Origin of the sequence: Massilia timonae CCUG 45783, assembly GCF_000315425.1 — a bacterium.
In the GTDB taxonomy this organism is placed as follows: Bacteria; Pseudomonadota; Gammaproteobacteria; order Burkholderiales; family Burkholderiaceae_D; genus Telluria; species Telluria timonae.
This window is the reverse complement of sequence record NZ_JH992923.1, coordinates 24398-46953: the sequence shown is the minus strand read 5'-3', so window position 1 is coordinate 46953 and position 22556 is coordinate 24398. Positions and strand designations below refer to the sequence as shown.

The window sequence follows — 22556 nt, the reverse complement described above, 5'->3', positions numbered from 1 at the left end:
ATACGACTTTGGACCGGCTAGTTTCAACTCCTGGTCGGCAGCATACTGCCGACTCGTCCAATCATTCTCAGGGAGTCCATCATGAACAAAGCATTCGAAGGCAAGGTTGCCGTGGTCACCGGCGGTTCGCGCGGCATTGGCGCGGCGATTGCGCGCCGGCTTGCCAGCCAGGGCGCGCACGTGGCGCTGACCTACCAGCAATCGGCCGGCGCCGCCGAGACGCTGGTGGCGGACATCCAGGCCCAGGGAGGCAGCGCCGAGGCGATCCGCAGCGATGCCGCCGATCCGGCCGCGATCGACGCCGCGATCGCCCATGTCGCGCAAGAACGTGGCCGCATCGACATCCTGGTCAACAATGCCGGCGTCGCCGTGTTCGGGCCGATCGACGATTTCACGCTGGAAGATTTCGACAAGACGGTGGGCGTCAACGTGCGCGCCGTGTTCGCCGGCGTGAAGGCGGCGCTGCCGCACATGAAGGAAGGCGGACGCATCGTCAACATCAGCAGCACCAATGCGCTGCGCATGCCGATGGTGGGCGGGTCGGTGTATGCGATGAGCAAGTCGGCGCTGAGCGGCCTGACCCAGGGACTGGCGCGCGAGCTGGGGCCGCGCGGCATCACGATCAATAATGTGCTGCCCGGCCCGGTCGACACCGACATGAACCCGGAAAAGACCGAGTTCGGCGCCGGCCTGCACGCCTATATGGCGATCAAGCGCCACGGCCGCCCCGAAGAGATCGCGGCCATGGTCGCTTACCTGGCCGGACCGGAAGCGGCCTACGTCACCGGCGCCGACCTGCTGATCGACGGCGGTTTCGCTGCGTGAGCTTGACGGCCTTTACGCCATCGGATCGATGGTGAAGGCCGGCATGCGCTCGCCGTTCTTCGCGGTCTCCAGGAATTTGTCGGAAGTGAGCAGCGCTTCGTGGATGGTGACGTCCATGTCCAGGTAGCGGTAGGTGCCCAGGCGGCCGACGAAGGTGACGTTGTCTTCGTTCTTCGCCTTGTTCACGTACAGCTCCAGCTGCGCCTTCTCGCGCGTCTGGCGGATCGGGTAGTACGGGACGTCCTTCTCTTCGCACTGGCGGCTGTACTCGGCGTAGCAGATGGTTTTCTCGTGCTTTTCCCACGGCGAGAAGTGCTTGTGCTCGGTAATGCGGGTGTATTTCTTTTCGTCGTCGCAGTAATTGATAACGGCATTGCCCTGGTAGTCACCATCGGCGCGGAAGGTTTCGAAGTCCAGCGTGCGGTAAGGTAGGCGGCCCTCTTCGTGCTTGAACCAGGCGTCGATCGGGCCGCTATAGAACACGTGGGCGTAGTTGCCCTTCTCAAGCGGGTCGAAGGCCGTGCTCAAATGCACGGTCACGCCCGGCACGTCGAGGATGTTCTGGACCAGCGCCGTGTAGCCGTCGGCCGGCATGCCCTGGTATTTGTGGTTGAAGTAATTGTCGTCGTAATTGAAACGCACCGGCAGGCGCTTGAGGATGCTGGCCGGCAGCTCGCTCGGGTGCAGGCCCCACTGCTTGATCGTATAGGTCTTGAAGAAGGCTTCGTACAGCTCGCGACCGACGAAGCGCAGCGCCTGCTCTTCGAAGGTGGTCGGGTTCTCGATCGACTTGTCGCCCAGGTTCTGCAGGAATTCCTGCGCCTCGGCCGGGCCCATGGTCTTGTTGAAGAACTGGTTGATGGTCAACAGGTTGATCGGCAGGGTGAATACCTTGCCACCGGTGATGGCCTTGACGCGGTTGACGTAGGGCTTGAACTCGGCGTAGCGGTTGACGAACTCCCAGGCGCGCTCGTTATCGGTGTGGAAGATGTGGGGGCCGTAGACGTGGACCATGACGCCGGTCTCGGCATCGCGTTCCGAATAGCAGTTGCCGGCGATATGGGGACGCGATTCGAACACGTCGACGGTATAGCCGGCCTGCGCCAGCTGGTTTGCGATCACGGCCCCGGAGAATCCAGCGCCAACGATGGCGATATTCTTGCTCATTCTTGTGTGTCCTGGTGGTGTTGGCAATGCCGGAGCGTATGCCTGACCTCGACCCGACCGGCCGACTGCAAGAACAAATTGTCGGGTCTAACCAGAGGACACACAACACCGCATCGCGGGTGGGATTAATGATAAAAATATATCATTCAAGTCCCGTTTTGCCCCGCACAATTGGAGCGGCCCACGTTGCGGATATAGAACGTCTTTACTTACGGATCGCGGCGATCACGCGCGTGGCGAACTCGGCCGCGTTACCGGCATGCCAGCGCCATACGATCACCAGGTCATGCTCGGGCGACACGACGATGTCGTTGCTGCCCGCGCCCAGCGCCGCGAAGGCGGTGGCCGGCATGCCCGGCAGGTTCTTGCCCTTGGTATTGAGCCACCATAGATAGCCATAATCCGGGCCGTGGGCGCTCGGGGCGAGCGCTTCCTTCACGTAAGAAGCGGGCAGGATCTGCTTGCCGGCCCAGTTACCCTGATGCAGCCACAGGTAGCCGAAGCGCGCCATGTCCCAGCTGTCGATCCACATGCCGCCGCCCCAGCGCGTGCCGCCGCTGACCGATGGCACCTGCTTGCCGTTCACTTCCACGTAGCTGTTATGGTAAGGAACCCACTTCCAGGTCGACGAGGCGCCGATCGGATCCATGACCTGCTGCTGGAACACGTCCGGCACCGACTGGCCGAACACGCGCAGCAGCGACAGGGCGAAGCGGTTCACGCGGGTGTCGTTGTACTCGTAAAAGCTGCCCGGCGCCTTGATCGCGCGCGGCTTCTTCTCGCCCTTGCCGAAAGCTTGCTTGCCGATGAAATTGGAATGCTTGCCCCACAACTCGCCTTCCCACTCGGATTCCTGCTGCAGGTGCTGCTTCCAGGTCACTTGCGCATTGTGCGGCGTGGCATAACCGCCGTCATCGACCGTCTTCGCGACCGGGTCGCCGACCCCGATGCGGCCGTCGCGCACCGCCACGCCGGCGACGGTGGCCAGCATGCTCTTGGCCACCGAATAGGTGGGGTCGACGAAGCGCGTGTCGCCGAACTCGGCCACCACATGGCCCTTGTAGATCACGACGCCGTTGGTATGGGCGCGCCTGGTGGGCATCGAGCCCAGGCGGGTACCGAAGATGGCTTCCTGGTCGGACAGGTCGAGCGGACGCTCGGTCTCGCGCGATTGCGCGAACTGGACGGCCGCGGCCAGGGCCGCCGGGTCCATGCCCAGCTGGGCCGGGTCCTTGCGGGCCCATTCGCCGGCCGGTGGAAAGTAAGCATTGTCGGCGGCAAACGCGCCGGCGGCCGGCAGCGCCAGGCCCAGTGCGGTGGTGAGGGAGAGTGCGAGCAGGCTGCGGCGTAGCATGGTGGGCGAAGCGGTCGTCATTATTCGGTATCGGTCCAGGTGGAATACGGAGAACGGATCAGGTTGGAGTTGTAATAGCGCTTGTCGCTGGTGACTTCCTGGCCGATCCAGTCCGGCTTGTCGAAGACGGCGTCTTCGGCCGGCAGCTCGATCTCGGCCACCACCAGGCCCGCGTTCTCGCCCAGGAACTCGTCGACTTCCCAAATGAAGCCGGCATGCTCGATGCGGCGCCGGTATTTTTCGACCAGCGGCCGCTCGCACAGGCGGTCGAGCAGCTCGGTGGCGTCTTCGAGCGGGATCGGATACTCCCATTCCCCGCGCGACGCCCCTTCGCTCTTGCTCTTGATGGTCAGGACGCCCTGCTCACCCTCGATGCGCACGCGCACCGTGCGCATCGGGTCGGCAGTCAGGTAGCCCTGGCGCAGCAGGACGGGCGTGCCCAGCTGGCGCCAGGCCTCGCTCGCGAGCAGGAACTTGCGTTCGATTTCGACGCCCATGGAATCAGCCCAGCGCCTGCAGGATCGGCTGCAGCATCGCCGCGCCCAGGCCGGCGCTGCGCGCGCCGTTCCAGCCGACGTGCGGGTCGGGCAGGTTGGCGTTGTCCTTGAACGGCATCTCGAGCGTCAGCGACAGGCATTTGTAGTGGTGGCCGACGTACTTCGAGGCCAGCGTCAGCAGCTCGTCGTTGTACTTGCTGGCGGCGTAACCGTATTCCTTCTGGAAGTCCGGGCTGCACGAGATATAGCGATCGATGAAGGTGCTCTGCTCCAGCGCGCGCTCGGCGGTGAAGTCTTCGAGCATCTCGCAGCCGGCCACGAAGTTGTAGGGCAGCGCCTCGTCGCCATGGATGTCGAAGAACATGTCGATGCCGACTTCCTCGATCTTCTTCTTGACGCAGTACACTTCCGGGCTGCGTTCGAGCGATGGGTTCATCCACTCGCGGTTCAGGTTGGCGCCGGCGGCATTGGTGCGCAGGTTGCCGCGCACCGAGCCGTCCGGATTCATGTTCGGCACGATGTAGAACACCGCGCGCTGCAGCAGCTTGCGCGCCACCGGATTGGCGTTGTCGAGCAGCGCATCCATCATGCCTTCGACGAACCACTCGGCCATCGATTCGCCCGGGTGCTGGCGGGCGATGACCCAGATCTTTTTCTCTGCCTGCGGATTGCCGATCACGACCAGGTTCATGTCGCGGCCGTCGACCGTGCTGCCGATGTCGTGCACGCGCGCGATCGGGTTCTCGGCCACTTCGCCCAGCAGGCGCAGGTGGCGTTCCCAGGTGTAGGGCTCGAAATAGGCGTAGTAGACGCTGTCCAGTTCCGGGGTGTGCTCGACCGTCATCACCTGGCCGTCGAAGCTGGTGGGAACGCGGAACCAGTTCTCGGTATCGTAGCTCGCGACAGCCTGGTAGCCCTCGAAGCCCTTCGGATAGGTGGCCTGGCCGGCGTTCAGGAAGCGCATCGTGACAGCCTGGCCGCGCGCGCCCTGCAGGCGGAAGTGGAACCACTGGTGGATGTCGGCGTGCGAATCCTTGCGCAGGTTCAGGTCGATCTGTTTGGGATTGTCGGCGCGGACGACGTCGATCGAGCCGGAGTCGAACATCGTGCTGATCTTGATGGGCATCGTGGGATCCTTTCATGGCCCGTCGCGGTGGACGGTGTGCAAATATCGGAAGCGTCGGGCGCCAGCCCGACGTTGGCCCGGCCATGATACCGGATCGGCCACGCCGACCGCCGATCCCGGGCCGGGTGGGAGCGCGTGTTTACTGCGCGTCGAGGTCGATCAGGTCCTTGGTGTACATGGCCATGATCTGGCGCATCAGTTCGACGTTGCCGCGGTCGAGGACGACGGTCAGCTCGGGCTTGCGGTCGAGCACGAAGGTCATGCGGATCGCGCCCGGCAGTTCCTTGCAGTTCACGTATTGCGCGCGCGGCACGTAGGGGCTGTCCCAATCGGCCTGGGTGATGCCGGGACCAGCGGGCGGCGCCTTCAGTTGCGGATCGCGGTTGACCGGCAGGTGCTTGAGCAGCCAGAACACGATCGAGGCCGGGATGTGGATGCACAGGTCGCTCGCGCCCTGGCTGGAGAACTTGGTGAGCAACAGGTTGCCGACCCGGTCGCAGGACATGGACAGGCTCTTGACTTGACGGATGACCGCTGGTTTCACGACTTGATCCTTGGGGAAGGTTGAAAAAGGCGCTGCGATTCTAACCTATCCCCTTCCCGTTTTGTGTGTATTAGAGGCAAAACCAAAGCAAAACGGGGAGCCCATGGCTCCCCGTTTCTTGGCTGTCGCCGGCTCAGCCGGCCGCATGCTTACTCTTTCGAGCCGCCGCTGCGGTTGCCGCCCTGGGCGCTCTGGCGGTTGCCGCTCTTGCTCGAGGAGCTCGAGCTGCGCGACGCGCCGCCGGCGCTGGCGTTGGCCGACTGACGATTACCGTGGCTCAAGCTACCGGCGCGGCGTGCTTCTTCCGACGTGAATTCGTGGGCGGTGCCCTTGGCATGGGCGGCCTTGCCGCCCTGGCTGGCGATTTCGCGCTGGCGCGCCGGATCCATCGAGGCGAAGCCGCGATTGCGGGTGCCGCTGCTCTGGCTGTTGCCTTGGTTGCCCGATTGCTTGTTACCTTGATTGCTTGAGGCCATGATGACGTTCTCCCTTATACAGCACTTGTGGAAACCGCCGCGTCCTGCGGCAGGCTTGAGACCCGATCGCCGCCGGCCATTCGCCGGCGAACGATGAGTCGAAGCCCATCTTAGGCAGCCATCTCCGATGCGGCTATAGGAGCATTTCAGATGACTTTGTAGGACTTTGAGCGACAAATAATGCACTTCGAAAAATAACTGCCAGTAGTCAACAAACTCGTCAGGACCAGTCCTACATACCTCCCCTACCTCTTCCTATTCTGTGCCAGGCTGTCGGCGCGCATCATGGTGTTATCCGGCAGGACTTCGACCTGCCCGCTCACCAAGCACAGGAGACCAACATGGACGCGAATCAACGTAGCGAAACCAATAACCAGACCAATAATGGCGCCAATGAAAAATGGACGCCAGGTTCCAAAGGAAATACCCAGAGCGGCCCGATGGACCATACCTACCCGCGCGGCGCCAGCGAACAGGGTGGCCAGTCGGGCACCGGCATGGCGCATGCCGGCGGCCACGACCAGGCCGGACTGGGCGGCAGCCCGGACGGCAGCGGCCAATCGCGCCAGGGCGACCTGCCGGGCGGCTCGATGCAGACCCAGCAGACCGGCGGCTCGGGACCGCAACAAGGCATCACCGACAGCCACCAGCGCCAGATGGAAATGCACTCGGATGCCTGGGGCAAGCTGGAGCAGCCGGTGGGCAACCGCCAGCGCGACACCGGCGTCTCGCTCAACGAAGACGTCGCCAACCGCCAGGGCGCGACCCGGACCACCGACACCCTGAATCCGCAAGACCCGGCGCAGCCGGAACTGCACGGCAACGAGCCGGGCCGCGACGGCCGCGTGCCGGGCACCGTGGCGCCGGACCCGCTCGGCACCGAGGCCGGCGTGCCGGGCGTGCAGCACGGCGACATCTACGGCAACCGCCAGGGCGCCGACGACAACCGCGCCGACACCCAGGACGCCAGCGCCAGCGCAGTCCAGCAAAGCACCGACCGCCAGGGTTCGCAGACCGGCGCCGGCGCGCGCGATACGGGCAGCGAGAACGTGCACCAGTCGAACAATGTGTCCGGCGGCCTGCCGCGCAGCCCGGGCAACTCGGGCCCGCGCACCGAGGGCGAAGGCTACCAGGTGGGCGGCAGCATGCATGCCGATCCGAATCCGGTGCACCAGTCGAACGACGCCGCCGGCGGCTACCCGCGCAGCCCGGGCGGCGCCAACAAGCTGGCGGGCGACCGCAAGATGGACGACGACACCGGGTTCTCGCGCGGCTGAGCGGCCGATCTACCGTAGGGTTGGCGGGTCGCCCGCCGACCCTACGATACCGCCCCTTCCTTGATCCATCTCCAAGCCGTACCGGAGCGCAGGAACCGCGTCGTACGCAAGGCAATCGAACCGCTCGACATCGCCACGCTCGCGCCGTGGCGCGAGACCAGCGGAGAGAACGAGGAGACCTCGCATGCCTGCAACGGACGACACCTCAAATAACGCCACGCCCGCCGCCATCCCCACGGTGTCGGTCGTGCTGCCCGCCTGCGGCCGCATGGACTTGCTCGACCGCAGCCTGGACGCCCTGATGCGCCAGAGCGTCGATCCGCGCAGCGTCGAAGTCATCGTCGTGGACGACGAACCCAACCACAATACGCTGCACCTGGTGGCCGGCTGGCGCACCCGCACGCTCGAACGCGGGCCGCGGCTGGCCTATGTCGCCAACACCGGCCCGCGCGGCCCCGGCGCCGCGCGCAACCGCGGCTGGCGCGCGGCGCGCGCCAGCGTCATCGCCTTCACCAGCGACGACGCCGTGCCCAGCCCCGACTGGCTGGCCCAGGGGCTGGCCGCCTTCGACGGCGGCGCCGCCGTCGTCTGCGGCCGCATCGAGACCCCGGTGCCGGCGCGCCCCACCGACCGCCAGCGCAGCGCACATGCGCACGAACTGGCCGATTTCACCAGCGCCAACTGCTTCTTCCACAAGCCGGTGCTCGAACGGCTCGACGGCTTCGACGAGCGCTTCAGCGTCCAGCGCGGCAGCGACGCCGACCTGCACTTCCGCCTGCTCGAACAAGGCATCCGCATCGTGCGCGCGCCGCAGGCGCTGGCCGTGCACCCGGTGCGTCCGGCGCCCTGGGGCGCGAGCCTGCTGCAGATCCGCCATGCCGTGTTCGACGCGCTGCTGTACAAGAAGCACCCGACGCTGTACCGCGAACGCATCGAGGCGCGTCCGTGCTGGGACCACTACGCCATCGTCGCGGCCCTGCTGCTGGCCCTGCCCTGCTGGGCGCTGGGCGTGCGCTGGCTGGCCCTGGCCGCCACCCTGGTCTGGCTGGCGCTCACGGTGCGCCTGTGCCTGCGCCGCCTGAAGGGCACGGCCCACAGCGCCTCGCACGTGGCCGAGATGGCGATCACCTCGGTCCTGCTGCCGCCACTGTCGGTGTTCTGGCGCCTGGCCGGCGCGGTGCGCTACCGCGTGCGCTTCGCGTAAGCGCGCATGAAAGCCATCTTTCTCGACCAGGAGGGCACGCTGGTCGACGACATCCCATTCAATGCCGAGCCGCGCCGCATCCGCCTGGTGAGCGGCGCCGGCGCGGCGCTGCGTCTGCTGGCCGAGCTCGACTATCGCCTGTTCGTGGTCTGCAACCAGTCCGGCATCGCGCACGGCTGTTTCACCGAAGCGGCGATGGGTCCGGTCTCCGACCGCCTGCACGACCTGCTGTTTCGCGAGCAGCTCGCCCTCGCGGGCTATTACTATTGCCCGCACCATCCGCTCGGCACCGTCAGCGACTATGCCTTCGCCTGCGCCTGCCGCAAGCCCTCGCCCGGCATGCTGCTGCGCGCGGCGCACGAGCATGCCATCGACCTGCGCGCATCCTGGATGATCGGCGACATCCTGCACGACGTCGAGGCCGGCAACCGCGCCGGCTGCCGCACCTTGTTGATCGACAACGGCGGCGAGACCGAATGGCGCCTGGGGCCACGCCGCCTGCCCACGCGCATCGCGCCGGACCTGTACAGCGCGGCCATGCTGATCGCCGAGCACGGCGAGCGCGAGGACCTACGGCCGCAGGCGGGTTCACGGTCGCCGGGCTGACGGGGACTGGCGGCATTTGCTGGCGCCCGGATGCCCCCGTTCAGCGGCGCCGGATCTCGACGATCGACACCGGCGACGACGCCGGCGCTGGTGTGGGCAGGGTCGCTGGCACGGGAATCGGCATCGGCGTCGCCACCGGCGAGCGTGCCGCCGCCTGCGCCCGCAGCTCGGCGCGCGCCTGCCGCATCACTTGGCGCGCCGCCGACAGGCCGAGGCACGCCATGATGCTCGCCACCACGATGTCCGGCCATCCGGCGCGGGCGCCGAACACGCCCAGCGCCGCCAGCATCACGGCCAGGTTGCCGATCATGTCGTTGCGGGTGCACAGCCACACCGAGCGCATATTGGCGTCGCCGTTGCGAAACGCGTACAGCATGGCCGCCACCGCGCCGTTGGCGGCCAGCGCCAGCAGGCTGACGGCTCCCATGGTCTGGGCATGCGGCAGGTGGCCGTCAAGGCCGAGCCACAAGGCGCGCGCCAGCACCAGCACGCCGAAGACGCCCATCACGACGCCCTTGGCGTAGGCCGCGCGCGAACGCCACACCACGGCCATGCCCAGCACGAACAGCGACACCCCGTAATTGGCGGCGTCGCCGAGAAAGTCGACCGAGTCGGCCAGCAGCGACACCGAGCCTGCCGCCAGGCTGCTGGCCAGCTCGACGCCGAACATGATGAAATTGATGAGCAATGCCGCCCACAACACCTTGCGGTAGCGCCCGTCGGGCGGCGGCGTGGTCGGACTGCAGGATCCGGAACAGCAAGCGGACATGATCGCACCTCCAATGGCAATAACTCCATTAGAATCCCTGTAGTAACTACAAGGTCAAGGGATGAACATGCTGATGCGTATTGGTGAACTGGCGAAACTGACGGGCTGCCAGTCCGAGACAGTCCGTTTCTACGAGCAAAAGGGATTGCTGCCGCCGCCGGTCAGGTCGCAGGCGAATTACCGGATGTATGGCGCCGACCACGCCGAGAGGCTGCATTTCATCCGCCGTTGCCGGTCGCTGGGCATGTCGCTCAGCGAAGTGGAAACCCTGCTCGGCTACCAGGACCAGCCGGAACGTTCCTGCAGCGGCGTCAACGCGCTGGTCGACCACCAGCTGTCCGAGATCGACCGCCAGATCCTGGAGCTGAGGGCGCTGCGCGCCGAACTGTCGCGCCTGCGCGCGCGCTGCGATTCGACGCGGCCCGCCGGCCAGTGCGCGATCCTGCGCGAACTGACCGAGCACGCCTGAACCCCGGCTGCAGGCCCTCGACTACATCCTGGGATCGTCGATCACCGCACGATCGTCGAGCGCCGCCCGGTCGCCGAGCGACGCGTGGTCATCCTGGCGCACCTGCTCTCCCAACAGCACGCGGTGGATCACCGCGCCGTGCACGCCATGCTGCTTCAGGAATTCGACGGCGCTGCGGGTGCCCAGGCTCGCCTGGATCAGGATGCCCTGGCGCACCACGTGGGTTGCGCCCGCATAGGGATTGGCAAGGCTATTGTCAGCCATGTCGCCCGGCGCCGCGCCGCGGCGATCGATCTGAGAGATGTGCATCTGTTTCCTTTCCTCGAGACATCCCATGCGCGCCGGGAGCCTCACATAAAAAAAATCCGCCGACCGTGAGGCCGACGGAAAAACGCAGTATCCGGTTGAGGGATCACGCGGAGAGACACAGCGGCAATCTTAGCGGCCCATGGTTTCAACTTGATGACATCGCAAGGTTTCCAAGCACGTCGCCGACAGCCAACATCACGCCGTCAGAACGCTCTACAATTGCCCATCGTTCATTCATCCAGGAAGGTCAATGGCGCAGATGGCGGCTCCCGGCTTCAGTTACGGCTCCGACGATTCGGGCCTGGTATGGGGCTTCCTGTTCCGGCGCGACACGACCGCGACGCCGATCGGCGTGCACGAGGCCCTGGCCTGGATGCGCGAACCGCAACCGGAACAGTTCATCTGGCTGCACTTCAACCTGTCGAATACCGCCAGCGAACGCTGGCTGCGCGGCCACGCCATGCTGGCCGACGAATTCTACGAGACGCTGCACCAGGGTTCGCGCTCGACCCGCCTCGAGCTGGCCGACAATGCCCTGATCGCCGTCGTCAACGACGTGCTGCATGGCTTTTCGCTCGACAGCGCCGAGATCTCGACCTTGTGGGTCCACGTCACGCCGCAGGTCGCGATCAGCGCGCGCAGGAAGCCCCTGGCCTCGATCGAGCGCCTGCGCCAGGACGTGCGCCAGGGCGCCCCGCTCCGCTCATCCAGCGAGTTCCTGATCCACCTGCTGCGCGACCAGGCCGACGTGCTGGTGAACATCGTGCGCGAGGCGGTGGCGCGGGTCGACGCCATCGAAGACCGGCTGCTGGCCGGGCGCCTCACCCGCCAGCGCGAAGACCTCGGCTCGCTGCGCCGGGTGCTGGTGCGCCTGCAGCGATTGCTGGCGCCGGAACCGGCCGCCCTGTTCCGCCTGCTGCAGCGCCCACCAGGCTGGGTCGACGGCGACGACCGCCAGGACCTGCGCCAGGCGACCGAGGAATTCACGGTGGTGCTGAGCGACCTGGCCGCGCTGCAGGAGCGCATCAAATTGCTGCAGGAAGAAATCGCCGCCCGCGTCAACGAGGACAATGCCCGCAGCCTGTACCTGTTGACGATCGTGACCGTGATGGCGCTGCCGATCAACCTGATCGCCGGCCTGCTCGGCATGAACGTGGGCGGCATCCCGCTGGCCGACGAGCGCCACGGCTTCTGGATCGCGCTGGGCCTGGTCGCGGCCTTCACCACGGTGGCCGGCTGGCTGCTGTTGCGACTGCAGCGCCAGCGCTGAACCGGCGGCGGCTTACCAGTAAAAATAAACCATGGCGCACCCACCCCAGGAGATAGCGCACAAAACGGCCCGGCTGCATTACCATGCATTCGCCTGCGTCAGATCCGACGCGACCAGCCGAGAGCCGCCATGAACGACACGCCAGAATCCCTGCCGGAACCGTCCATCATCGATCCGCTCTACCTGATCGACCTGAAGACGCGCGGCCACCAGGTCTATCCCGTCCTCGGCGAAGACGATCTCAAGCGCATCCGCCGTTTCGCCACCGAGCGCGCCTGGCACGACGGCGACGTCGTGTTCCGGGCCCTGGTCGATTCTCCCGGCATGGTCGTGGTGCTGTCCGGCCAGTTGCGCTGCAGCCGCAGCAATGCCCTCGGCCACCGGGTCGAGGTGCACCTGTTCGAACCGGGCCAGTTCACCGGCGAAGTGTCGCAGCTGTCGGGCCGGCCGCCGCTGGTCGACGGCGTGGCGGTCGGCCGCCTGGAAGCCCTGGTGCTCGATCCCGAGGCGCTGCGTGCGCTCCTGATGGCCGAGGCGGTGATGGGCGAGCGCGTGATGCGCGCCTTCATGCTGCGCCGCGCGCGCCTGATCGGCGAACAGCCGACCGGGCCGATCCTGATCGGGCCGTCCGGCCATGCGCGCCTGTTCGAGCTCGAGAGCTTTTTGTCGCGCAATGCGCAACCCTATACCCGGCGCGACCCGGACGCCGACCAGGACGCCGCCCAGCTGGTGCGCGAGCACTGGCGCCAGGAGCACGACTGGCCGCTGGTCGCCATGCCCGACGGCTTCGTGATCAAGAACCCGAGCCTGCTCGAGATGGGCCGCTTCCTGGGCACCATGCCGCGCATCACGCGCGACATGGTCTACGATGTGCTGGTGGTCGGCGCCGGCCCGGCCGGCCTGGCCACGGCCGTGTACGCGGCCTCGGAAGGCCTGTCGGTGCTGGTGCTGGAACAGCGCGCCTATGGCGGCCAGGCCGGGGCCAGTGCGCGCATCGAGAACTTCTTCGGCTTCCCCACCGGCATCTCGGGCCACGCCCTGGTCAGCCGCGCCTTCGTCCAGGCCAGCAAGTTCGGCGCCGAGATCGCCATTCCGGCGCCGGCGATGCGGCTGCTGTGCCGCGAACGGCCGCTGCGCGTGGAACTGGACGACGGCGCCTGCGCGCGGGCGCGCAGCGTGGTGCTGGCGGCCGGCGCGCGCTACCGCAAGCCCGACCTCGCCGACCTGGCCCGCTTCGAGGGTCGCGGCGTGTACTACTGGGCCTCGCCGGTCGAAGCAAAGGTGTGCCGCCGGCAGACCGTGGTGCTGGTCGGCGGCGGCAACTCGGCCGGCCAGGCCGCCGTCTACCTGGCCGCGCACGCCAGCACCGTGCACCTGATGGTGCGCGGCAACGGTCTCGAGGCCAGTATGTCGAGCTACCTGATCGAGCGCATCCGGGCGAGCGCGAACATCGTGCTGCACACCCGGCTCGAACTGGCCGCACTCGAGGGCACTGACGCCGGCCTGGAGCGGGTGCACTGCCGCAGCCGCAGCGGCGGTCCGCCAGTCGTGTTCGATAGCCACCACCTGTTCCTGTTCATCGGCGCCGATCCCAACAGCGATTGGCTGCGCGAATGCGGCGTGGAACTGGACCGCAAGGGCTTCGTGCTGACCGGCTATGAGGCCACGGGGCGGCATGGCGGACGCGATCTCGAGACCAGCGTGCCGGGCGTGTTCGCCGTGGGCGACCTGCGCGCCGGCTCGACCAAGCGCGTCGCCGCGGCGGCCGGCGAAGGCGCGGCCGTGGTGGCCCAGATCCACAGATACCTGGCCGAGCAGCAGCAGGCCGACGGGGCGACCGGCTGAGCACCGCACCGGAGGACGGCCGCCGAGCAGGTATTACCGCACACCATTACAATTGCCGGTGGATCAGTCACCCCGTATCGTTTACGGTTTCCCACCTTTTATTCCCCACACTTTGAATTCGAGTTTCAGCTTCCTGGCCGGTGGCGGCGAGATGGGCGCCCTCATGCGCGCCTACGATTGGAACAACAGCCCTCTCGGCCCGCCAGATGGCTGGCCCTCGACCCTGAAGACCGTGCTGCGGGTCCTGCTGTCGAGCAATCATCCGATGTTCATCTGGTGGGGCGACGACCTGATCCAGTTCTACAACGACGGCTATCGCCAGACCCTGGGCCCGGAGCGCCATCCGGTCGCCCTCGGCCAGCCCGGCCGCCCGTGCTGGGAAGAAGCCTGGGACCTGATCGGACCGGACATCGAGCGCGTCATGCGCGAAGGCGCCAGCGCCTGGTACGAAGACCGCCTGGTCCCGCTGACCCGCAACGGCCGCCGCGAAGACGTATGGTGGACCTACGGCTACAGCCCGATCGAGGACGAAGCCGGCATCCACGGGGTGCTGGTGATCTGCAACGACGTCACCGAAGACCACCTGCTGCGGCAGCGCCTGGAGCAGACGAACCATGCGCTGATCGAAACCATGGACGATGCGTTCTGCCTGATCGACCTGGTGCACGATGAACAGGGTCATGCGGTCGACTATGTGTTCGTGGAAGCCAACCACGCCTTTGCCCGCCATACCGGTCTGGTCGACAGCGTGGGCAAGACCGCGCGCCAGCTGGTGCCGGACCTGGAACAGCGCTGGATCGCCACCTACGACGAGGTCGCGCGCACCGGCGTGGCGCGCCGCTTCGAGGAATACTCGCAGGCGATGGGCCGCTGGTTCACCGTCTACGCCAGCCCGATCGCCCATCCGGTCAAGCGCCGCGTGGCCCTGCTGTTCACCGACATCACCGACCAGAAGAACGCCGAGCGCGCGCTGCAGGCCAGAGAGATGGCGGCGCGCGCCGCGGCCAGCCAGGCCGAGGCCGACCGCCGCCGCCTCGACGCCCTGCTCAGCTCGGCCCCGGTGGGGATCGTCTACGTGGACGAGCATGGGGCGCTGTCGTCCGTCAATCGCATGAACCGCCAGCTGTGGGGCGATCACCCGATGCCGACAAGCCAGGACCAGTACGCCGAATGGCGTGGCTGGTGGGCCGACGGCTCGGAGCGCCACGGCAGGCAGATACGGTCGGACGAGTGGGCGCTGGCGCGCGCGCTGCGCGGCGAGCAGGTCGAGGCCGACGTGGTCGAGATCGAACCCTTCGGCCGCCCACTCGAGCGCCGCATCCTGCTCACCCGGGCCACCGCGATCCGCACCGAGGATGGCGCCATCACCGGCGCGGTGGCCGCTTCGATGGACCTCACGGCCCAGGTCGACACACAGCGCGCGCTGCGCGAGAGCGAAGAAAAATTCCGCACCATTACCGATGCGATGCCGCAGATGGTGTGGTCGTGCCGGGCCGACGGCGCGAACGATTATACGAACCGGCGCTGGAGCGACTTCACCGGCTTGTCGAACGTGGATCCGACCGGCTGGACCGCCGCCATCCATCCCGACGACCTGCCCGCGTTGCTGGCGCTGTGGGCCGGCAGCGTGGCAAGCGGCGCCTTGTTCGAGCTCGAGCACCGGCTGCGCCACCATGGCGCCGAATACCGCTGGGTGCTGAACCGCGCGCTGCCGGTGCGAGACGAGGCCGGCCGCATCATCCGCTGGATGGGCACGGTCACCGACATGCACGACCAGAAGCTGGCCGCCGAAGAACTGAAAGCGGCGAACGCGCGCAAGGACGAGTTCCTGGCCATGCTGGCCCACGAGCTGCGCAACCCGCTGGCGCCGATCAGCACCGCGGCCCAGATGCTGAAACTGTCCGGCGCCGACCCGAAGCGCATCGCCCACGCCAGCGACGTCATCGGGCGCCAGGTGCGGCACATGGTCGAGCTGGTGGACGACTTGCTCGACGTCTCGCGCGTGACACGCGGCCTGGTCGAGCTGGAACGCGAACCGGTCGCCCTCAAGTCGGTGATCCAGAACGCCATCGAGCAGGCGCGCCCGCTGATCGAAAAGAAGGGCCACACGCTGTCGACCCGCCTCGGCGCGGCCAACGTCACCGTCACCGGCGACCGCAAGCGGCTGGTGCAGGTGATGGCCAACCTGATCAACAATGCGGCCAAGTACACGCCGGACGGCGGCGAGATCACAGTGTGCGCCGACGCCGTGCCGGACGCCGGCCAGGTGAAGCTGAGCGTGAAGGACAATGGCATCGGCATCGATGCCGCGCTGCTGCCCGATGTGTTCGAGTTGTTCACGCAGGCCAAGCGCACGCCGGACCGCGCCCAGGGCGGTCTCGGACTGGGGCTGGCGCTGGTGCGCAGCATGGTCAGCCTGCATGGCGGGCAGGTGCAGGCGCACAGCGACGGGCCGGGAAGTGGCAGCTGCTTCAGCGTGGTCCTGCCGCTCGGCGTGGATGGCGCTGGTGACGACGCGAGCCGGCGCGAGGACGACGCCGCGCTGGCGGCGCATTCGACGCTGCGCATCATGATCGTCGACGACAACCGCGACGCCGCCGAATCGCTGGGCATCGTCCTGTCGGCGGTGGGGCACCGGGTGCAGGTCGAGGATTCGTCGACGGCGGCGCTGCGGCGGGTGCAGAAAGACAGTTTCGACGTCTGCTTGCTGGATATCGGCTTGCCGGATATGGATGGCTATCGGCTGGTGCGAGAGCTGCGCGCGGCGCCGCTGGTGGCCGGCGCCGCCATGATCGCGCTGAGCGGCTACGGCCAGCCGCAGGACATGGCGGCGTCGAAACGGGCCGGGTTTACCAGGCACCTGGTCAAGCCGGTGGACGTCGGCCAGTTGCTGGGCGTACTGGACGAGCTGGCGCCGGGGTCGCGAGGATTAGGGTCTTGACGTGAAAATGGACGTAAAAAAGCCAGCTCGAAAGCTGGCTTTTTCACTGATACTTTGGTCGGGGCGAGAGGATTCGAACCTCCGACCCCGTGCACCCCATGCACGTACGCTACCAGGCTGCGCTACGCCCCGACTAGTCGATAATTATATCAGAGCCAGCGAAAAAATCTTGCGTTTTTGCCATACCGTGCAAGATCTTCACTGGACAGGGTTTGGCAGGCTCTACTTCCACTCTCCACGCAGCGCCATCACCTGCTGTTGCAGGTAGGCCGGCGTCGCCAGCTCGGGCGCGACCGGCTGGCCGACCGCCAGCGCCAGCTGCGAGCGCATGCCGCGCGAAATCCTGCGCTCGAACAGATTGCTCTTGTCGCGCGTGAACCAGCTGCCCCACAGGCCGCGCAGCGCCATCGGGATCACCGGCACCTTGCTGCGCTCCATGACTTTCGTGATGCCATGGCGGAACTCGTTCATTTCGCCGGTCGAGGTCAGCCGCCCTTCCGGGAAGATGCACACCAGCTCGCCGTCATGCAGCGCATGGGCGATGTCGACGAACGCCTTTTCCATCGTCCACGGGTCTTCCTTGGCCGGCGCGATCGGAATCGCGTTCACAGCGCGGAAGATCCAGCGCAAAAACGGCGTCTTGAAGATGCGATGGTCCATCACGAAGCGGATCGGCCGCGGGCTGGCGGCATTGATCACGATCGCGTCCACATAGCTGACGTGGTTGCATACCAGCACCGCCGGGCCTTCGCTCGGGATGCGCGCCGTGTCGATGGTGCGCACCCGGTACACGGTGTGGATCAAGAGCCAGGCCAGGAAGCGCATCAGGAATTCCGGCACCAGCGAGAAGATGTACACCGCCACCACCGCATTGAGCAGGGCCGTGGTCAGGAACAGTTCCGGGATGCTGAAGCCCTGCCCCAGCAGCAGGATCGCCACGCCGGCCGAGGCGACCATGAAGATCGCGTTCAGGATATTCATGCCGGCGATCGTGCGCGACACGTGCTTCTGGTCGCAGCGGGTCTGGATCAGGGCGAACAGCGGCACGATGAAGAAGCCGCCGAACACGCCGATCATCACCAGGTCGCCCAGGATGCGCCAGGCGCCGGGCTGGTTCAGCAGGCCGGTCCAGTCCACCACCGTCGTGCTGGCAACAAAGGCTTCGCTGGCGAAATACAGGTCGATGCCGAATACCGACAGGCCGATCGAACCGAACGGCACCAGGCCGATCTCGACCTTGTGGCCCGACAGGCGTTCGCACAGCAGCGAGCCGAGGCCGATGCCGAGCGAGAACACGGTCAGCAGCAGCACGAACACGCTGTGGTCACCCATCAGATAGTCTTTCGAGAACACCGGGAACTGGGCTAGCAGCAAAGCACCGTAGAACCAGAACCAGGAATTACCGAGCATTGACAGGAACACGGTGCGGTTCTGGCGCGAATACGCCAGGTTGCGCCACGATTCGGCGATGAAATTGCGGCTGATGCGCAGCTCGGGCGCCGGCGCCGGCGATGGCGGGATGCGCCAGGCGGCGGCCAGGCCCAGCACGGCGAAGAGCAAGGTCGCACCGGCCACCAGCATGATGCCGTTCGGCTTGTAGCCGACCAGGATCGCGCCGGCCACCTCACCCAGCAGGATGCCGACGAAGGTCCCCATCTCGACCACGCCATTGCCGCCCACCAGCTCGTCGGGCTTCAGGTTCTGCGGCAGATACGCGTATTTCACCGGACCGAACAGCGTCGAATGCATGCCCATGCCGATCACCGCCGCGATCAGGAGCCACAGCGTGTGCGTCATCCAGCCGATGCCGGCCACCAGCATGATCGCGATCTCGGCGATCTTGACGATGCGCGCCAGCTTCGCCTTGTCGAACTTGTCGGCGATCTGGCCCGAGGTGGCCGAGAACAGCACGTAGGGCAGGATGAACAGCCCCGGGATCAGGTTGTTGAGCAGGGAGGGATCGAGCGTGGTCCAGTTGATCGCGTCATAGGTCATGACGACCAGCAGCGCGGTCTTGAACAGATTGTCGTTGAAGGCGCCCAGGAACTGGGTCCAGAAGAACGGGCCGAAACGGCGCTGGGTCAGCAGGGAAAACTGATTCGGTTGGCTCATGCTCGAAAGCTCGGCTGTGATGGAGTGCGTAATGTACAACGGCAGGCATGGCGGAACAAACGGTGTTTCTCACATTCATGCTTGCGTATCCGCATGTAATACCGCCGGTCTTGCTCTACAGTACGAAGCATTTGCGCGAGCACAAACCGCGGCCGACGGCAAGCGTGCGCACCGAAACAGTGCCATGCGGGCGATTGACGATTGAAGCCGGTCAAATTGGGCTTGATCTGGCACATTGGTGCAATGCAGCGCAGGTAGAATCCGCGGATGACTTCCGCCAACTTCCACATCAGCTACGCCAGCGTTGCCAATGCGCTGTTCGAGCACATCGAGCAGGACTTGCTGCTCCTCACCACCGCCCTCCTCGACGATGACGAGGAATTGCCGCGCCGTTTCGAGCCGTATCCAGCGACGTTGCTGGCCCATGAAGGCATGCCGCCGCCATGAAAAAACCGCCGTTGCCCAGCACGGGCAACGGCGGCTCCAGTGGCATGGCCGGTCAGGTCAGCCCAGCGTTTCCAGGCGAATCCGCGTCACCTTGCCGATCACCGCCGGTAATCCTTCGATCTTGGCGATCGCCGCGTCGATGTTCTTTTCGCGCGTCTGGTGCGTCAGCATGATGATGTCGATATCAAGCTGGTCGCCCGGCTCCTTCTGCAGCACGGCGTCGATCGAGATGCCGGCGTCGGCCAGGATGCGGGTCAGGTCGGCCATCACGCCCAGCTTGTCCTGCACGTGCACGCGCAGGTAATAGCTGCTGGTGATCTCGGACATCGGCATGATCGCGACGTCGGTCATCTGGTTCGGCTGGAACGCCAGGTGCGGCACGCGGCTGTACGGGTCGGCGGTCAGGAGGCGGGTCACGTCGACCAGGTCGGCGATCACGGCCGATGCGGTCGGCTCCGATCCGGCGCCCTTGCCGTAGTACAGCGTGGCGCCGACCGCGTCGGCCTGCACCAGCACCGCGTTCATCGCGCCTTCGACATTGGCGATCAGGCGCGCGGCCGGGATCAGGGTCGGGTGCACGCGCAGCTCGACGCCCTCGCCCGACTCGGTATGGGTGCGGCGCGTGATGCCCAGCAGCTTGATGCGGTAGCCGAGCTGTTCGGCGTAGCGGATGTCGGCCGCCTGCAGCTGGCTGATGCCTTCCACATAGGCCTTGTCGAACTGCACCGGAATGCCGAAGGCGATCGCCGACATGATGGTCAGTTTATGGGCCGCATCGACGCCCTCGATGTCGAAGGTCGGATCGGCCTCGGCATAGCCCAGCTCCTGCGCCTGCTTGAGCACGGTCGCAAAATCCAGACCCTTCTCGCGCATCTCGGTCAGGATGAAATTGGTGGTGCCGTTGATGATGCCGGCCACCGATTCGATGCGGTTCGCGGTCAGGCCTTCGCGCAGGGCCTTGATGATCGGCACGCCGCCGGCCACGGCCGCCTCGAAGGCCACCATCACGCCCTTTTCCTGGGCGGCGGCGAAGATCTCGTTGCCGTGCAGCGCCAGCAGCGCCTTGTTGGCGGTCACGACGTGCTTGCCGTTGGCGATCGCCTTCAGCACCAGCTCGCGAGGCAGTTCGTAGCCGCCGATCAATTCGACGACGATGTCGATGTCCGGATGGTTGACCACCGCAAACGGGTCGCTCACGATCTCGACCGCACCGCCGGTCACTTCGCGCGCGCGTTCAATATTGCGCGCCGCAATCATTGCAATCTCGATGCCGCGTCCGGCGCGGCGGCGGATGTCTTCCTGGTTGCGTTGAAGGACGTTGAAGGTACCGGCACCCACGGTGCCGATGCCCAGGAGGCCAACTTGAATCGGTTTCATAAAATCTGTATCTCTTGATGGTCAGGACGCCCGTCCGGTTCAGGCGTGGCGTCGTCGGTAACCGTCGAGGAAGCGCGCGATGCGTCCGCAAGCGTCGGTCAGGTCGTCGGAATTGGGCAGGAACACCAGCCGGAAATGGTCCGGGGCGATCCAGTTGAAGCCGGTGCCTTGCACCAGCAGCACTTTTTCCTCGGACAGCAGTTCGCAGATGAACTGCTGGTCGTCCGTGATCGGATACATCTTCGGATCGAGGCGCGGGAACATGTAGAGCGCGGCTTTTGGCTTGACGCAGGACACGCCCGGTATATCGGTAAGCAATTTATGCGCGAGGTCGCGCTGCCTCAAGAGGCGTCCGCCCGGCCCCACCAGGTCGTTGATGCTCTGGTGGCCGCCAAGGGCGGTCTGGATGGCGAACTGCCCCGGCGCATTGGCGCACAGGCGCATCGAGGCCAGCATGTTCAGGCCGTCGATATAGCCTTTCGCGTGGCGTTTCTCGCCCGAGACCACCATCCAGCCGGCGCGGTAGCCGCAGGAACGGTAGTTCTTCGACAGGCCATTCAGGGTCACGAACAGCACGTCGTCGGCCAGCGAGGCGATCGAGACGTGTTGGGCGCCGTCGTACAGGGTCTTGTCGTAGATCTCGTCGGCGTAGACGATCAACTGGTGCTGGCGCGCCAGCTCGATGATGTCGAGCAGCACTTCGCGTGGATACAGCGCGCCGGTCGGGTTGTTCGGATTGATGACGACGATCGCGCGCGTGTTCGGCGTGATCTTGCGCCGCATGTCCTCGATGTCGGGCAGCCAGCCGGACTGCTCGTCGCACACATAGTGCACCGGCGCGCCGCCGGCCAGGCTCACGGCCGCGGTCCACAGCGGGTAATCGGGCGCCGGCACCAGCACTTCGTCGCCGTTGTTCAAGAGCCCCTGCATCGACATCACGATGAGTTCCGAGGCGCCATTGCCCAGGTAGATGTCGTCCATGCCCACGCCGGCGATGTTCTTCTCTTGCGTGTAATGCATGACCGCCTTGCGCGGCGCGAACATGCCTTTGGAATCGGTATAGCCGGCCGCGCCATGCATATTGCGGATCATGTCGCTGACGATCTCGTCAGGCGCGTCGAAGCCGAACACGGCGAGGTTGCCGATGTTGAGCTTGATGATCTTCTGGCCGTCTTCTTCCATCTGGCGCGCCTTGTCCAGGGCCGGACCACGGATTTCGTAGCAGACGTCGTCGAGCTTGTTGGATTTGGCGATCGGTCTCAAAATTTCCTCAGATGTGAGCGTGCTCTGTTGCAGTGCGAAAAATACCATTCTGCCGAAAGCGCCCCGTTTAGGCAACCTTGCCGATCCGGTTACAATGGGCCTTTGCCAGCCCACCGGATTCAGCCAACGCCATGAAGCTTCATTCCGACAACACCCAACAATACCAGACCGTGACCGGCTATGACGCCTCGGGCGTGGAAATCAATGCCGAACGCTTCAATTACAGCCTGACGGTGCTCCCGGAGATCCCGCCGCGGCCGTGGAACGTGACCCGCTTCGACGACCTGACCGCCGCCCACTTCGAAGAGATCGCGAAGGACGCGCCCGACGTCGTCATCCTCGGCACCGGCGAGCGCCAGCGCTTCGTGCACCCGCGCCTGGTAGCCAGCCTGTCGGCCATGCACGTCGGCGTCGAAAGCATGGACAGCCAGGCCGCCTGCCGCACCTATAACGTGCTGATGGGTGAAGGACGCAAGGTAACGCTGGCCCTGATTATCGGCGCCTGATTTCGTTAGCCGGATCTTAAATCTCCAGAAACATTTCCAAATCGGGGTAAATAGTGTGATTCTGGCCAGCCGGAGCACTAGCGGCAGGTGGCACCGCCGGATTATCATGCCAGTGCCGCTCCCCGCCACCATGCGCCGGGAGGTTAATATTTGCAGCGCAGCGCGCTGTCAC

21 protein-coding genes and 1 tRNA gene are annotated in these 22556 nt (G+C 65.8%); 10 read left to right on the top strand and 12 right to left on the bottom strand.

Going from position 1 to position 22556, the window contains the following annotated elements; translation table 11 throughout:
* Positions 1-81 precede the first annotated feature (81 nt).
* Positions 82-825: an SDR family oxidoreductase gene (locus tag HMPREF9710_RS10285; protein WP_005666135.1), complete on the top strand. Its 744-nt coding sequence runs from the start codon at positions 82-84 to the stop codon at positions 823-825.
* A 12-nt stretch (positions 826-837) separates the two neighbouring features.
* On the opposite strand, the gene glf is transcribed toward HMPREF9710_RS10285, so the two are convergent.
* The 6 genes from glf to HMPREF9710_RS10255 all read right to left on the bottom strand — a co-directional run bounded on the left by glf (position 838) and on the right by HMPREF9710_RS10255 (position 5989).
* Complete coding sequence (gene glf / locus HMPREF9710_RS10280; RefSeq protein WP_005666133.1) at positions 838-1992, bottom strand: UDP-galactopyranose mutase; 1155 nt, start codon at positions 1990-1992, stop codon at positions 838-840.
* 205 nt (positions 1993-2197) lie between these two features.
* Positions 2198-3367, bottom strand: coding sequence for a serine hydrolase domain-containing protein (locus HMPREF9710_RS10275; RefSeq protein ID WP_005666132.1), 1170 nt, complete (start codon positions 3365-3367; stop codon positions 2198-2200).
* Positions 3367-3843, bottom strand: coding sequence for a CYTH domain-containing protein (locus HMPREF9710_RS10270; protein WP_005666129.1), 477 nt, complete (start codon positions 3841-3843; stop codon positions 3367-3369). Before HMPREF9710_RS10270 ends, HMPREF9710_RS10275 begins: the two co-directional genes overlap by 1 nt.
* Before the next feature lie 4 nt (positions 3844-3847).
* Positions 3848-4969: a M14 family metallopeptidase gene (locus HMPREF9710_RS10265; protein WP_005666127.1), complete on the bottom strand. Its 1122-nt coding sequence runs from the start codon at positions 4967-4969 to the stop codon at positions 3848-3850.
* A gap of 139 nt (positions 4970-5108) precedes the next feature.
* The gene (locus HMPREF9710_RS10260; protein WP_005666125.1) at positions 5109-5513 is read right to left on the bottom strand and encodes a hypothetical protein; all 405 of its coding nucleotides are present in this window, start codon (positions 5511-5513) and stop codon (positions 5109-5111) included.
* Between the two features lie 149 nt (positions 5514-5662).
* Entirely contained in the window at positions 5663-5989 is a 327-nt protein-coding gene (locus HMPREF9710_RS10255; protein WP_005666123.1) for a KGG domain-containing protein, read from the bottom strand.
* A 341-nt stretch (positions 5990-6330) separates the two neighbouring features.
* Here HMPREF9710_RS10255 and HMPREF9710_RS10245 point away from each other — a divergent pair, with 341 nt between their 5' ends.
* From HMPREF9710_RS10245 to HMPREF9710_RS10235, 3 genes are all read left to right on the top strand, one after another.
* The gene (locus tag HMPREF9710_RS10245; protein WP_005666121.1) at positions 6331-7266 is read left to right on the top strand and encodes a hypothetical protein; all 936 of its coding nucleotides are present in this window, start codon (positions 6331-6333) and stop codon (positions 7264-7266) included.
* Positions 7267-7450: 184 nt separating this feature from the next.
* On the top strand, positions 7451-8470 hold the full coding sequence (locus HMPREF9710_RS10240) for a glycosyltransferase family 2 protein (RefSeq protein ID WP_005666119.1): 1020 nt from the start codon (positions 7451-7453) through the stop codon (positions 8468-8470).
* Between the two features lie 6 nt (positions 8471-8476).
* On the top strand, positions 8477-9076 hold the full coding sequence (locus HMPREF9710_RS10235) for a D-glycero-alpha-D-manno-heptose-1,7-bisphosphate 7-phosphatase (protein ID WP_005666117.1): 600 nt from the start codon (positions 8477-8479) through the stop codon (positions 9074-9076).
* A gap of 40 nt (positions 9077-9116) precedes the next feature.
* On the opposite strand, the gene HMPREF9710_RS10230 is transcribed toward HMPREF9710_RS10235, so the two are convergent.
* Positions 9117-9845 (bottom strand): cation efflux transmembrane domain-containing protein, encoded by a 729-nt coding sequence (locus HMPREF9710_RS10230; protein ID WP_005666115.1) that lies wholly within the window; start codon positions 9843-9845, stop codon positions 9117-9119.
* A gap of 61 nt (positions 9846-9906) precedes the next feature.
* Here HMPREF9710_RS10230 and cadR point away from each other — a divergent pair, with 61 nt between their 5' ends.
* On the top strand, positions 9907-10314 hold the full coding sequence (cadR, locus tag HMPREF9710_RS10225) for a Cd(II)/Pb(II)-responsive transcriptional regulator (protein ID WP_005666113.1): 408 nt from the start codon (positions 9907-9909) through the stop codon (positions 10312-10314).
* Between the two features lie 21 nt (positions 10315-10335).
* On the opposite strand, the gene HMPREF9710_RS10220 is transcribed toward cadR, so the two are convergent.
* Entirely contained in the window at positions 10336-10623 is a 288-nt protein-coding gene (locus tag HMPREF9710_RS10220) for a hypothetical protein (protein ID WP_005666111.1), read from the bottom strand.
* A gap of 250 nt (positions 10624-10873) precedes the next feature.
* Between HMPREF9710_RS10220 and HMPREF9710_RS10215 the strand changes: the two genes are divergently transcribed.
* The 3 genes from HMPREF9710_RS10215 (at position 10874) to HMPREF9710_RS26550 (ending at position 16679) form a co-directional block, all read left to right on the top strand.
* Complete coding sequence (locus HMPREF9710_RS10215) at positions 10874-11893, top strand: transporter (RefSeq protein ID WP_005666109.1); 1020 nt, start codon at positions 10874-10876, stop codon at positions 11891-11893.
* Between the two features lie 129 nt (positions 11894-12022).
* The gene (locus HMPREF9710_RS10210; RefSeq protein WP_005666107.1) at positions 12023-13738 is read left to right on the top strand and encodes an FAD-dependent oxidoreductase; all 1716 of its coding nucleotides are present in this window, start codon (positions 12023-12025) and stop codon (positions 13736-13738) included.
* Between the two features lie 112 nt (positions 13739-13850).
* A complete protein-coding gene (locus HMPREF9710_RS26550) occupies positions 13851-16679 on the top strand; it encodes a PAS domain-containing hybrid sensor histidine kinase/response regulator (RefSeq protein ID WP_051205065.1) in 2829 nt (942 codons plus the stop codon).
* A 55-nt stretch (positions 16680-16734) separates the two neighbouring features.
* Here HMPREF9710_RS26550 and HMPREF9710_RS10200 read toward each other — a convergent pair.
* Together HMPREF9710_RS10200 and HMPREF9710_RS10195 are read right to left on the bottom strand one after the other, a co-directional pair.
* Positions 16735-16811: transfer RNA gene (locus tag HMPREF9710_RS10200), tRNA-Pro, on the bottom strand.
* A gap of 90 nt (positions 16812-16901) precedes the next feature.
* Entirely contained in the window at positions 16902-18791 is a 1890-nt protein-coding gene (locus HMPREF9710_RS10195; RefSeq protein ID WP_005666103.1) for an MFS transporter, read from the bottom strand.
* Between the two features lie 267 nt (positions 18792-19058).
* Between HMPREF9710_RS10195 and HMPREF9710_RS10190 the strand changes: the two genes are divergently transcribed.
* Positions 19059-19238: a hypothetical protein gene (locus tag HMPREF9710_RS10190; protein ID WP_005666101.1), complete on the top strand. Its 180-nt coding sequence runs from the start codon at positions 19059-19061 to the stop codon at positions 19236-19238.
* Between the two features lie 57 nt (positions 19239-19295).
* On the opposite strand, the gene HMPREF9710_RS10185 is transcribed toward HMPREF9710_RS10190, so the two are convergent.
* A complete protein-coding gene (locus HMPREF9710_RS10185) occupies positions 19296-20615 on the bottom strand; it encodes a homoserine dehydrogenase (RefSeq protein WP_005666099.1) in 1320 nt (439 codons plus the stop codon).
* A 39-nt stretch (positions 20616-20654) separates the two neighbouring features.
* Positions 20655-21878 carry a pyridoxal phosphate-dependent aminotransferase gene (locus HMPREF9710_RS10180; protein ID WP_040776070.1) on the bottom strand — a complete coding sequence of 408 codons (1224 nt, stop codon included), beginning with the start codon at positions 21876-21878 and terminating at the stop codon, positions 20655-20657.
* Positions 21879-22009: 131 nt separating this feature from the next.
* Between HMPREF9710_RS10180 and HMPREF9710_RS10175 the strand changes: the two genes are divergently transcribed.
* Complete coding sequence (locus HMPREF9710_RS10175) at positions 22010-22384, top strand: Mth938-like domain-containing protein (protein WP_005666095.1); 375 nt, start codon at positions 22010-22012, stop codon at positions 22382-22384.
* Positions 22385-22556: the final 172 nt, after the last annotated feature.

Excerpts from the sequence above, each read along its gene's own strand:
- HMPREF9710_RS10285 (WP_005666135.1), top strand. The coding sequence starts at position 82 with ATGAACAAAGCATTCGAAGGCAAGGTTGCCGTGGTCACCGGCGGTTCG.
- glf (WP_005666133.1), bottom strand. The coding sequence starts at position 1,992 with ATGAGCAAGAATATCGCCATCGTTGGCGCTGGATTCTCCGGGGCCGTG.
- HMPREF9710_RS10275 (WP_005666132.1), bottom strand. The coding sequence starts at position 3,367 with ATGACGACCGCTTCGCCCACCATGCTACGCCGCAGCCTGCTCGCACTC.
- HMPREF9710_RS10270 (WP_005666129.1), bottom strand. The coding sequence starts at position 3,843 with ATGGGCGTCGAAATCGAACGCAAGTTCCTGCTCGCGAGCGAGGCCTGG.
- HMPREF9710_RS10265 (WP_005666127.1), bottom strand. The coding sequence starts at position 4,969 with ATGCCCATCAAGATCAGCACGATGTTCGACTCCGGCTCGATCGACGTC.
- HMPREF9710_RS10255 (WP_005666123.1), bottom strand. The coding sequence starts at position 5,989 with ATGGCCTCAAGCAATCAAGGTAACAAGCAATCGGGCAACCAAGGCAAC.
- HMPREF9710_RS10245 (WP_005666121.1), top strand. The coding sequence starts at position 6,331 with ATGGACGCGAATCAACGTAGCGAAACCAATAACCAGACCAATAATGGC.
- HMPREF9710_RS10240 (WP_005666119.1), top strand. The coding sequence starts at position 7,451 with ATGCCTGCAACGGACGACACCTCAAATAACGCCACGCCCGCCGCCATC.
- HMPREF9710_RS10235 (WP_005666117.1), top strand. The coding sequence starts at position 8,477 with ATGAAAGCCATCTTTCTCGACCAGGAGGGCACGCTGGTCGACGACATC.
- HMPREF9710_RS10230 (WP_005666115.1), bottom strand. The coding sequence starts at position 9,845 with ATGTCCGCTTGCTGTTCCGGATCCTGCAGTCCGACCACGCCGCCGCCC.
- cadR (WP_005666113.1), top strand. The coding sequence starts at position 9,907 with ATGAACATGCTGATGCGTATTGGTGAACTGGCGAAACTGACGGGCTGC.
- HMPREF9710_RS10220 (WP_005666111.1), bottom strand. The coding sequence starts at position 10,623 with ATGCACATCTCTCAGATCGATCGCCGCGGCGCGGCGCCGGGCGACATG.
- HMPREF9710_RS10215 (WP_005666109.1), top strand. The coding sequence starts at position 10,874 with ATGGCGCAGATGGCGGCTCCCGGCTTCAGTTACGGCTCCGACGATTCG.
- HMPREF9710_RS10210 (WP_005666107.1), top strand. The coding sequence starts at position 12,023 with ATGAACGACACGCCAGAATCCCTGCCGGAACCGTCCATCATCGATCCG.
- HMPREF9710_RS10195 (WP_005666103.1), bottom strand. The coding sequence starts at position 18,791 with ATGAGCCAACCGAATCAGTTTTCCCTGCTGACCCAGCGCCGTTTCGGC.
- HMPREF9710_RS10190 (WP_005666101.1), top strand. The coding sequence starts at position 19,059 with ATGACTTCCGCCAACTTCCACATCAGCTACGCCAGCGTTGCCAATGCG.
- HMPREF9710_RS10185 (WP_005666099.1), bottom strand. The coding sequence starts at position 20,615 with ATGAAACCGATTCAAGTTGGCCTCCTGGGCATCGGCACCGTGGGTGCC.
- HMPREF9710_RS10175 (WP_005666095.1), top strand. The coding sequence starts at position 22,010 with ATGAAGCTTCATTCCGACAACACCCAACAATACCAGACCGTGACCGGC.